We start from the raw sequence: 11,523 nt of genomic DNA, 5'->3' as shown, positions 1-11,523 counted from the left end.
TACTTATTTCAATATGAAATAACAGTATTGTCTATTTGTTTTTTTGATTATATGCCCTCTCAAAGTTACCTGCTTCCTGGGGAATAAAAATAAATAGACTTTACTATTAAATCAAGTATAAACCTTTTACAGGAGGAAATAAAATGGAATATGCCCACGGGGGAGATATTGAATCATACAGAAGAAAATATGGGAAGAAGCCCTTGGACTTTTCCGCCAATATAAATCCTCTGGGATTAAATAGGGCAGTAAAAGAAGCTATTCTTCAAGAGCTTGATAATTTGCCGCCCTATCCCGACCCTTTTTGCAGAAGCCTTAGGGAAAAAACAGCTTCTTATGAAAATATAAAGGAAGCGTATATCCTGTTCGGAAACGGTGCAGCCGATTTAATCTTTCGTATCGCCCTTGTTGCGAAGCCTAAAAAGGCTCTCCTTTTGGCGCCTACCTTTTCGGAATACGAACAGGCCCTTCAAACCGTAGATTGCGCAATAGAATATTATTTTCTTAAAGAGGATAAAGAATTTTCTCTTGATGAGGATATAGTTGATCGGCTGAATGATATCGATATTCTTTTTCTCTGCAATCCCAATAATCCTACAGGAATTGCAGAGGAAAAGGAAAGTGTTTTAAAGATACTTAAAAAATGCAAAGAAAAGAATATCATTCTTGTGCTTGACGAATGCTTTAACGATTTTTTGGAGGAACCGGAAAAATACAGCCTGAAAGATGAACTGGCGTATTTTGATAATTTAATCATCTTAAAATCCTTTACGAAGTTTTTTGCCATGGCAGGGATTCGGCTTGGCTATCTTCTCACGTCTAACAGGGAAGTTTTAGAGAAATTATATTACTCTGCCCAGCCATGGGCAGTTTCAACCATAGCCCAAGTTGCAGGAATTGCTTCTCTTTCGGATATAGCATACATAGAAAAAACAAAGACTGTGATTAAAGAAGAAAGAGCATATTTAAAAAAAGAGCTTTCGGACATAGGGTTTAAAGTATATCCATCGATGGCCAATTATATATTTTTTTCTTCGGAAATGAAGGATTTAAATAAACTGGCGGAAAAGGAAGGCATTCTCATCAGAAGCTGCGGAAATTACAGGGGCCTTTCAGAAGATTATTACCGCATCGCCGTAAGAAGCAGAGAAGAAAATGAAGCCCTTATAGAGGCATTTAAAGAAATCAGGAGGCAATATCATGGCTAAGTCTATTATGGTTCAGGGAACCACCTCTAATGCCGGAAAAAGCATTTTAACGGCAGGTCTCTGCCGTGTATTTCTGCAGGACGGATATAAGCCTGCCCCCTTTAAAAGTCAGAATATGGCTTTAAACAGTTTTATAACGAAAGACGGCCTTGAAATGGGCAGGGCTCAGGTAATGCAGGCGGAAGCATGCAGGACGGAGCCTCTGGCCATTATGAACCCAATTTTATTAAAGCCAAACAGCGATACAGGAAGCCAGGTAATCGTAAACGGTACAGTCCTTGGCAATATGCCTGCCGCCGAATATTTTAAATATAAAAAAAGCCTTATCCCTGAAATAAAAAAGGCTTATGACGAGCTTCAAAAGACCTTTGATATCATCGTCATAGAAGGAGCCGGAAGCCCTGCCGAAATAAATCTTAAGGAAAACGACATCGTAAACATGGGCATGGCGGAGATTGCCGACGCCCCTGTCATTATCGTAGGAGACATTGACAGAGGCGGCGTGTTTGCAAGCCTTTACGGAACCATAGCCCTTTTTGAAGAACATGAAAGAAAGCGGGTTAAAGGCACTGTTATTAATAAATTCCGCGGGGATTTGGAAATATTAAAACCCGGGCTTAAAATGATTGAGGATTTAACTAATGTTCCCGTAGTAGGGGTGCTGCCTTATTTGAATATGGATATCGACGACGAAGACAGCCTTTCCGAAAGGCTTGTAAAAAGAAACAAATCAGGCCTTATTAATATCTCTGTTATCAGATTTCCCCATATATCGAATTTTACGGATTTTAATCCTTTAGAGCAATTTGAAGAAATCAATCTGAATTATGTAAAAAGCCCTGAAGAGCTTAAAAACAGTGATTTAATTATATTACCAGGAACGAAAAACACTATGGGGGATTTAAAATGGCTTAGAGAAAGCGGCCTTGAAGCATCTATTTTAAGACTTCATGAAAAAGGCGTGCCGATTATGGGTATCTGCGGCGGCTTCCAAATGCTCGGAGAATATTTAAAAGACCCTTATAATACGGAATACGGCGGCAATATGAAGGGTATGGGCATTATACCTTCTGAAACCGTATTTTCAAAGGAAAAAACTAGGACGAGGGTAAACGGTACGGTGGAAAATGCAAAGGGCATCTTTGAACCCCTTGGAGGGCTTTCTGTTTTGGGATATGAAATTCATATGGGACAAAGCAGCTTGCAGGAAGGGTCTAATTTTTCCCGTATCAACGATGGGAAAAATGAAAGCACCGACGGATATGTTAAGGAAAATGTAATCGGAACTTATGTACACGGCATATTTGAAGGCAATGAATTTACCAATGCCTTTGTAAATATATTTATGGATATGAAAGGCCTTGAAAGAACAGAACAGCGGCTTAGCTATGAAGCATATAAGGATCAGCAGTATGATTTGCTGGCTGATGCCGTAAGGAAGAACATTAACATGGATTTGATTTATAAAATAATGGGCTTTTAAGAGGAGAATACGATGGATAATTTTTTTAAGCTTCCTCCGGATGAAATAGAAAATAAGAGCTTTGAAATAATCACCCAAGAGCTTTCAGAAAAGGGCATACAGCTAAAGCCCGAAGAGGAAATGGTCATTAAAAGAGCAATACACACATCGGCGGACTTTGATTACGCCGAGAATCTTAAGTTTTCAGCAAACGCCGTAAATCTTGGAATAGAAGCTCTTAAATCAGGGATTTCCATCGTTACGGATACGAATATGGCGGCATCTGGAATCAATAAAGCCGCGGCTAAAAGGCTGGGGGTTCATGTCCATTGCTTTATGGCAGATGAAGATATCGCTATAAAGGCAAAAGCGGATAAAACCACAAGGGCGGCCAAATGCATGGATAAGGCAGCCGAAATGGGAGAAGATTTTATCATTGCCGTAGGAAACGCCCCTACTGCTCTCATACGCCTTAAAGAACTGATTGATGAGAAGAAAATAAAGCCAAGGTTAATCATCGCCGTTCCCGTTGGGTTTGTAAATGTGGTGGAGAGCAAAGAAATGATTGCTTCCCTTGATATACCTTATATTGCCGCCATGGGAAGAAAAGGCGGAAGCAATATTGCAGCCGCCATATGCAATGCTCTTTTATATTTGGCTTCCCCAAGGATATAATAAAAAAGATAGAAACGGAAAATATATTTATATATTTTCCGCTTTTTATAGTTTGAAACAAGTGCCCTTAGGCAGTGCCTGAAAATAGTCAAACCGCTAAGAATAATAAATACAGTAAATTTAAATAGTAACAAAACCGTATATTCGGGAGGATTCAAAAATGCGTTTTAGAAGAAATATAATAATGCGCCTTTGTGAAACTGCCTTCATTGATTTTATATATTGAAAGGTTTATATCTATTACGGTATAAAGGCAATTTCACTATGTTTCCGAAGGAAATCCGTGTTTTTATACTACGCGAACTTGGAAAAAGATCAGGCATAAGCCTGCAAATTCTTTTTAAGTGAGCAATTTCTTATCGTTATCAAACTTGTTTTTTGTTTGATAACGATGAATCCGTAGTGGATAGGTTTTTGTTACTTCTTTATAAAAAATTTACTATAAACTAGGTTTTAGACTTTTCAGACACGCCCTAGCATAAGCCTCACGGTAAATACCATATAACACATTTCTTTTAATATCCTAGATTTTAATCATTTTGCTGAGATTCATTTTATTAAAATGAAAGATTTGAAAGATTTCGCGAAAATTTTGTGAATCTTCTTACAGTAAATGCCCCGATATAAACTCACAAGCCTTAAATGATTATTTAAAGATTAAAATAATTCGATTCTAATCTACTTTACTTAAAATTGTAAATCTTAATGTGCTATAATCACAGGTCTTTTAATTTCTGAATCCCATGTCCATATATCAAAATCCCAGCCTATAGTGTTAAAGAAAGATTTATCTTCAATGCTCTCAATGCTGATGCTTTCGCCATGTTCTTCATTTTTATTGCTCGTAATATCGACAGCTTCCCCTTCAACTTCAAGAATCATAGTGTTAAGAGCATAATTATTTAAAAGGCCTTTCGATGCAGCATTATATCCGCTTATTCGTTTTATATGTAATTTATCTATAAAAACAGAAGATATCTTTTCAGCGATAGTTACGCAATTTTCTATATTTCCATTGTTATACCCTGCAATTGCCCCAAGGCATGAACGGGTTCTGATTATTTGAGAAATTATATTGCCTTCCGTATAGGCATTTTTTATGGTTCCATTGTTATTGCCTGCCAAAAGTCCTGCAAAATTATCTACTCCTACTCCGGATATACTAAGTGTCCCCTGGGAATAGGAATTTGAAATAATCGATTCATTATTTCCTGCTATTCCTCCTGTATACGCCGTACCGCCTTTTTTCGTTATTTCAATATTAAATTCAGAAGAAGAGGCCCCAATATTTCCCGAGGAATATCCTGAGATACCGCCTATATAGGAATTGCCGGAAGCGGAAGTAATGTTAAAATAGGCTGAAGCGTGTTCTATATTTCCCGCATTATTTCCTGCAACTCCGCCGGCGTAGAAGGCTGTTTTAGAATTATATGTTATTTCAGAATTAAAATCGGATATTTCCACACGGCAATTTTTTATATTCCCTTCGTTATATCCTGCGATTCCCCCGAAAAACACATTGCCGCTTCCATTGGCTGCTATTTTTATTTCATCAAAAGATATATTTAGGTTTTCAATTACACCGCTATTTCCCAAATATGAAAATAAGCCTTGATAAAGCTCATTGCTATTAAGTCTTATATTTATAATGTTTTTACCATTTCCCATCAGTACTCCGGTAAACTTTTTATCCTTACTTCCGATGGGAGAGAAATTTATTCCAGCCATATCAATATCAAAATTTATTTTGTAGCAGGAGTTCATTTTCCAACCTTCATGTTCACCAGTGTCGGAACCTATAGAAAGAAAATCATAAGGGCTATTGATGATAAAGGGAGTGGCATAAGACCCGTCTTCTATATTATTTTTCTCCCAAATAGCAAAAAAGGTAATATCAGAAGAAATGGAAAAACCATCGACAATGCCTTCCGAAGCATCCTTTTCAAAAGCCCAGCCTTTAAAAGAGAAACCGTCCTTCGTAGGTCTTTTATCTATGATAGAAAAATAAAGCACAGAATCCTTATTTAATTGAAAATCCAATATTTCTAAATCATCTTCAAATACACCGCCGTTGGCATCAAAAGAGACAGTAAAAACGGGCTCAGGCATTTTCTCCCAAATGGCAAAGAGGGTAATATCAGAAGAAACGGGAAAACCGTCGTCAATATCTTCCGAAGAATCCCTTTCAAAAGCCCAGCCTATAAAAGAGAAACCGTCCTTCGCAGGGTTTTTATCTATGATAGAAAAGTAAAGCACAGAATTCTTATTTAGTTGAAAATCCAATATTTCCAAATCATCTTCAAATACACCGCCGTTGGCATTAAAAGAAACAGTGAAAATGGGTTCAGGCATTTTCTCCCAAATGGCAAAGAGCGTAATATCAGAAGAAATAGGAAAGCCATCGTCAATATCATCCGAAGAATCCCTTTCAAAAGCCCAGCCTATAAAAGAAAATCCGTCCTTCATGGGATTTTTATCTATGATAGAAAAGTAAAGCACAGAATCCTTGTTTATTTGAAAATCCAATATTTCCAAATCATCTTCAAATACGCCGCCGTTGGCATTAAAAGAAACGGTAAAAACGGGCTCAGGTATCTTCTCCCAAATGGCAAAGAGCGTAATATCAGAAGAAATAGGAAAGCCATCGTCAATATCATCCGAAGAATCCCTTTCAAAAGCCCAGCCTTTAAAAAAGAAGCTGTCCTTCATGGGATTTTTATCTATGATAGAAAAATAAAGTACAGAATCCTTATTTAATTGAAAATCCAATATTTCCAAATCATCTTTAAATACACCGCCGTTAGCATCAAAAGAGACAGTAAAAACTGGTTCAGGCATTTTCTCCCAAACGGCAAAGAGCGTAATATCAGAAGAAATAGGAAAACCATCATCAATACCTTCCGAAGAATCCCTTTCAAAAGCCCAGCCTTTAAAAGAGAAGCCGCCCTTGGTGGGATTTTGGTCTGCAATAGAAAAATAAAGGGGAGAATTCTTATTTAGTTGAAAATCCAATATTTCCAAATCATCTTCAAATACGCCGCCGTTGGCATCAAAAGAAACGGTAAAAACGGGATCGGGCATTTTCTCCCAGACGGCAAAGAGCGTAATATCAGAAGAAATAGGAAAACCATCATCAATACCTTCCGAAGAATCCTTTTCAAGCGCCCAGCCTTTAAAAGAGAAGCCGTTTTTAGTAGGTCTTTCGCCTACCATAGAAAAATAAAGCTTAGAATCTATTTCTAATTGAAATTCTAACTTTGAAGCATTATTTTTAAATTTTCCGCCGTTAGCATTGAAGATAATATTAAACTTTTCTGCTTTATGAGGGGGATTTTGGTTGTTCTCATTAGAAGGAGAAGGGATGTCCTCGTTATAATCTTCAGAATCAGAAGAAGATATAATGGAGGGCTTATTCGGTTCTTCTTTAGCTTTATTGCTGTTAGTGCCACTTATTTTTATGTTTTCAGATATTTCACTGATGTTTTCAGTATTATTTAAAATAATTGAGTGGGGGGAAGAAGATGAGATTTTATTTATGGAAGCACTGCCTGAAATATTTATATTGGAATTGCCGTTTAAATTGATAGAATTTATTTTACCCGATAAGAGATTAATGCGTGAGTTAGGGGTATTGAGAACAAGGGTATTAAGGTTTCCTGAAAGAGAAATATCGGCATAATTGCCGTAAACATAAATATTTCCATCAGGGCCTGTAAAATTGATATTCAGCGGCTCTGGAGAGGAAAGCTCCGTATTTGTTTTTCCTAAAATTATTATTTTACCGTTTGCAGATACATTGCTTATGGAGAGGGCAGAGGCGCTTTCAGTAATAATTAAATTGCCGTTTATATGTACATTATTAAGAGAAACATTCGGGGAGTTTACGATTATTGAACCTTCCAAAGGGAAATCGAAAGAATAGGAGCCGGGGGAAGAATATATTTTTCCTATTAAATTATCAAGTTCTTTGAGGAGTCCGCTTCTTGTGATGGATTCATTAATTGCAAGAGGTTCATTAGAAGAAGATATGCCAAAAGCGGCTTTAATGGCGTCTAAGGCTTCTTTTTTCGTAATATATTCCATGGGAAAAATACGGTTTTCATAAGGCTTTAGAATTCCTTTGGAAACCGCTTTGCTTAAAGGTATGTAATGCCATTCCCCCGGAAAGGCATCCAGGTATATATAATTATTGAAATTTGTGCTTTTTAGAATATTATCAATTATTACGGAAAATTCCGCTCTTGTTATGTAACGGTCCGGCATAAATGTATTATTATCATAGCCGGAAATGATGTTAAAATCAGACCATTTTTTTATTATATTTTCGTTTTCATGGCCTTTAATATCTGTAAAAACAAGGCCTTCAGGCATGGCGTAAACCTTAAAGCTAAAAAGAGTCACTAACAAAATAAGAGCTGCAATATAAATCCATGTGCTTCTATTGCTCAAAAACTCCAAAAGATACACCTCCAAAAGGCTTATAATATTATACAAGGTTATTTGAAAGTATATCATCTGCATAAGAATATTTCAACAAATAGCACTAAAAAATGACAGAAAAAGAATTTTTAACATACAGAATGCACAAATAGCATACAAATAGTAAATAAAATATAAACTTTATTCCTTAGAAGCTGGAATATATGCCTCAAAACTTTCTTCATTATTTAAAATTCCTTTAAAATAATATGCAGGCTGTATTATACCGTTATGATAAACATAAACAAGCATATAATTTGTAATCAAAAGATTTTCAAAATCAAAAGAAGCGGAAAGCTTTTTAAGAGCCTCATTGATGTTTATGGTATTTACCTTTCCGGAAGGAATGTAATTTATAAAATAATGGTCGATGCTTATTAAAGAGCCGTCCAAATTAAGGCTTATGGAATCGATAAAAGCCATATTCCTTATGTTTTCAAGCCTTTTTATGAAGCTTATTTTATAAATTTCATTTTCAACAGAAACAAGGGCTTCTTCGTAGCCTGATTCTGGGAAATATTCGGAATATAATTTACGGCTTATGTTAAGCGCTTCCTCGGAAGATATTTTTTTATCCGATACTAAAGAGGAATTTGGTATTATACTGAGGCGGCATTCGTTTTTATAAATTTTAAGGGTATTATCCTTGAGGGAATATATAAATGCTTCACTCTCTTCTGCTAAAAAGGCATCTGCTCCCAAAGAAACCGCATAATAATCCGCCTCGGAAGAACTCATTTTACTTTTTTCCATGGTATATAAATTGCATATACCATAGGAAACAGCGGAATTATTAAGGTTTATATTTATTTTTTTTAATTCCTCAGGCTCTTTTTGGGCATTAGAAGCCGAAAGCGTGAGTATTTGTGTATTGATAGGCTCAATATAAAATGAAAAAATCGTAAGTAAAATAATCAGCCCTATATATTTAAAATCCTTATGCACATCATTCACCGCCATTAAAAAATTATGTATTTAATATGCTCCTGTTTCGAAATAATTATTTATTTAACTTAGGGGAACTTAAAAAATGATATAGGCGTAAGCAATAAACATTGAAAGAGACTGTTATTTTATATCCTGTAAATAAAAAAAGCCTGCCTATTTTTACAGGCGGGCTTTTTATGTGCTATTCTTTATTTTTAAACAAATCCTTTATTAAGTCCATATCGGTATTTACGGCAGAGTCTTTATTGGCCTCCTGAATTTGCCGATATATTTCATGTCTGTGGACGGAGATGGATTTAGGTGCTTCAATGCCGAGTTTTACCTGATCACCTTGTATTCCTAAAATAACAACTTCTATATTATCGCCGATTATTATAGATTCGCCTTTTTTCCTGGTTAATGCCAGCATATGATCACCTGCCTGATTTTATATCGTTTATTATATTATAACGAATGGGATATTCTTCATTGTTTACGATGACTTGCTTGCCCTTTTGGGTTTTGGGGTTAATTATAACAGGGGCCTTTAAATTAATAGTCATTTTATTAATATCCCCGGGAACTGCCGCAATATTATATATCAGCAGGTCTTCGATATTAAATTCTCCTAAAGGTTCTAAAGCTTCCGCTTCAACGAGAGGATTATAATCTTTAAGTACCCTTAAAGTATCAAGGATAATAAAAGAGAGCATGCCGTCTTCTATGGATTGGAGCCAAGAGAAAACATTATCTGGGGATTCGGCATCGTTTATTATCATAAATTTTTTATTGTCGGGAAAGCCCGGCAGACCATTTTCGAATACAATGATTTTAGATTCATCTACATTAATTTTACCGAAAAGCCGTGTTGTAAGTTCCATATATTCTATCCTCCTAAGACTGATATGAGGCCCGCAAATCATTATACGGTTTTTAAAATGAATGATAAAGATTTTATTTTTATAAAATAACTAAAGAAATCTTAGTATCTCTATATTTTATCTTTTACATAACTTTATTTTTATATTATTTTAATATAGTCAATTTCTTTTATTCTGCAATAAGTATTTGGTTGCAGAGGACATAAAAATAAGAGAAAGGCAATGAGAATTTTGCTCCGTAAAATGCCATAAAATTAAAATGCTGTAAACGGTATTTTAATCCGGGCAGGATTTTTTCCTGTTCTATTTGGCAATGGGACTATTTCATATGAATTTAAGTATAAATGAAATTGAAACTGATAAGGTATTCCGAAAGGCACTCCCTAAGTCCACGGAACTTTTTTAAATACATTCCTCGTATTCTATTAATTTATATCTTTTTATCATAATCAAAATCGCTTCGGCAAATATCGGTGCCGAAGCGAGAAAGCTAAATTAAAGGAAATTAACCAGAGAAACCTGCATAATGTTCATTCCTATCTGCATTGCCGCCTGATAAGCAGCTTCGGCATTGCTTAAAAGCATGGCTGTTTCAATGAGATCGGCATCTTCATTTTCGGAAAGAAGTTTTTTAAAGCTTTCTTCGTCTTGCTCAAGTCTTGTCTGTATCATCTCCAGCCTGTCCATTCTTGTGCCTAAATCCGTATGAGATTTTGAGAGAGCGGAAGCGTGATTATCAACTATTGTAAGCATATTGGAAAAACGGCTTCCGAGCATTGCCTGAGCTTCCTTTTTTTCGTTATCAATAAAGTCAAGGGCTTTAAGCCTTGCATCTTCGTCCGAAAGGTCAGGGTCCTTTGCCTTAAGGTCTGCTATTACATCGGAAATTTCCGATATTTTAACCTTTGAAACCGTATCGCAGAAATTTATAAGGTCGGAATACATCTTAGAAGTAAAAGCATCCTTGGCAAGGGAATTGATAGGAAAACGGGTTCCCACACCAAATTCATATTCGATATTCTGGCTATCCATTGTGTAGGTTTTTCCGTCTTTATCGGTGCATTCAAAATAAACCTTGGGATTAAGCTCACCTTTTTCAAAGCCTGTTTTTGAATAGGATACGTCAAGGTTTTTAAGCTTGGCCACATTGGTTCCAAGAACAAGCTCTCCTGTATCCTGAATGTAATATATATCGTCTGGCCCGGGAGAATAGGCGCTGTCATCGGTGGAGCTTTTTATTTCTATGTCACCGGGAAGATTCAAAGACACTCCGTCTATCGTAACACTGTCAAAGGTCACATTTTTATAGGGCAGCTTTATGATGCTGACATCTTTAGCCGAAAAGGTATTATTTACAGAGTCCTTTTCCAAGGCCCGTGTATTTTCAATATCAGAACCTGTAAAGGATTGTTTGATATTTGTATATGTAAGAGTAGGGTCATCCTTAAGAAGGGTTCCCGGCTCATCAGTTCTGTAGCCGGAGAAAAGATACCTTCCCGCATAGCTTTTATTCATGGCGATGCCGAGCTGTTCCGTAAGAGATTCTATCTGGGTAGCAAGCTTTTGTTTGTCCTCCGCTGTTTCTGCGCCGTCGCCCTGAGATACAAGTTCTCTTATTTTCTTAAGTATGGATATGCATTCAGTATAGCCGTCTTCCGTAACTTCCATCCATGAAAGGCCTTGAGCCGCATTTTTCTGATATTGCTGATTTTCGGCGAGGGTCGTTCTGAATTTAAGTATTCTGCTTGCTACAATGGGGTTTTCCGACGGAAATTGATATTGCTTGGTGGAAGCCCACCTGTTGTAAAGGGTATTTACAGATGTTGCGTTCCTGTTGATATTAAGGAGCATCTGGTTTGACATCATTGAATTTGTTATACGCATAATAAAC

8 protein-coding genes are annotated in these 11,523 nt (G+C 36.3%); 3 read left to right on the top strand and 5 right to left on the bottom strand.

The features are described 5' to 3' along the window. Nucleotides 1-143 precede the first annotated feature (143 nt). The 3 genes from cobD to NBX03_RS12355 are packed head-to-tail and all read left to right on the top strand — an operon-like array spanning nt 144 to nt 3,345. Nucleotides 144-1,208: a threonine-phosphate decarboxylase CobD gene (cobD, locus tag NBX03_RS12365; protein ID WP_250228072.1), complete on the top strand. Its 1,065-nt coding sequence runs from the start codon at nt 144-146 to the stop codon at nt 1,206-1,208. Next, a complete protein-coding gene (locus tag NBX03_RS12360) occupies nt 1,201-2,691 on the top strand; it encodes a cobyric acid synthase (RefSeq protein WP_250228071.1) in 1,491 nt (496 codons plus the stop codon). Before cobD ends, NBX03_RS12360 begins: the two co-directional genes overlap by 8 nt. A gap of 12 nt (nt 2,692-2,703) precedes the next feature. Next, nucleotides 2,704-3,345 carry a precorrin-8X methylmutase gene (locus NBX03_RS12355; RefSeq protein ID WP_250228070.1) on the top strand — a complete coding sequence of 214 codons (642 nt, stop codon included), beginning with the start codon at nt 2,704-2,706 and terminating at the stop codon, nt 3,343-3,345. A gap of 702 nt (nt 3,346-4,047) precedes the next feature. Here the strand turns inward: NBX03_RS12355 and NBX03_RS12350 are convergent. From NBX03_RS12350 to flgL, 5 genes are all read right to left on the bottom strand, one after another. Next, the gene (locus NBX03_RS12350) at nt 4,048-7,803 is read right to left on the bottom strand and encodes an InlB B-repeat-containing protein (RefSeq protein WP_250228069.1); all 3,756 of its coding nucleotides are present in this window, start codon (nt 7,801-7,803) and stop codon (nt 4,048-4,050) included. 162 nt (nt 7,804-7,965) lie between these two features. Continuing rightward, entirely contained in the window at nt 7,966-8,769 is an 804-nt protein-coding gene (locus NBX03_RS12345) for a hypothetical protein (protein ID WP_250228068.1), read from the bottom strand. Between the two features lie 184 nt (nt 8,770-8,953). Next, nucleotides 8,954-9,181 (bottom strand): carbon storage regulator CsrA, encoded by a 228-nt coding sequence (csrA, locus tag NBX03_RS12340; protein ID WP_250228067.1) that lies wholly within the window; start codon nt 9,179-9,181, stop codon nt 8,954-8,956. A 4-nt stretch (nt 9,182-9,185) separates the two neighbouring features. Next, on the bottom strand, nt 9,186-9,632 hold the full coding sequence (gene fliW, locus NBX03_RS12335) for a flagellar assembly protein FliW (RefSeq protein WP_250228066.1): 447 nt from the start codon (nt 9,630-9,632) through the stop codon (nt 9,186-9,188). A gap of 495 nt (nt 9,633-10,127) precedes the next feature. Next, on the bottom strand, nt 10,128-11,516 hold the full coding sequence (gene flgL / locus NBX03_RS12330; RefSeq protein WP_250228065.1) for a flagellar hook-associated protein FlgL: 1,389 nt from the start codon (nt 11,514-11,516) through the stop codon (nt 10,128-10,130). Between the last annotated feature and the right edge of the window lie 7 nt (nt 11,517-11,523).

This window comes from Anaeropeptidivorans aminofermentans, from assembly GCF_940670685.1.
Classification (GTDB): domain Bacteria; phylum Bacillota; class Clostridia; order Lachnospirales; family UBA5962; genus Anaeropeptidivorans; species Anaeropeptidivorans aminofermentans.
The sequence above is the reverse complement of the archived record's forward strand: the minus strand, read 5'-3'. Positions and strand labels throughout refer to the sequence as shown.

Bases quoted from the DNA above. Each gene is read 5' to 3' on its own strand.
- csrA (WP_250228067.1), bottom strand. From the start codon at position 9,181: ATGCTGGCATTAACCAGGAAAAAAGGCGAATCTATAATAATCGGCGAT.
- NBX03_RS12355 (WP_250228070.1), top strand. From the start codon at position 2,704: ATGGATAATTTTTTTAAGCTTCCTCCGGATGAAATAGAAAATAAGAGC.
- fliW (WP_250228066.1), bottom strand. From the start codon at position 9,632: ATGGAACTTACAACACGGCTTTTCGGTAAAATTAATGTAGATGAATCT.
- flgL (WP_250228065.1), bottom strand. From the start codon at position 11,516: ATGCGTATAACAAATTCAATGATGTCAAACCAGATGCTCCTTAATATC.
- cobD (WP_250228072.1), top strand. From the start codon at position 144: ATGGAATATGCCCACGGGGGAGATATTGAATCATACAGAAGAAAATAT.
- NBX03_RS12360 (WP_250228071.1), top strand. From the start codon at position 1,201: ATGGCTAAGTCTATTATGGTTCAGGGAACCACCTCTAATGCCGGAAAA.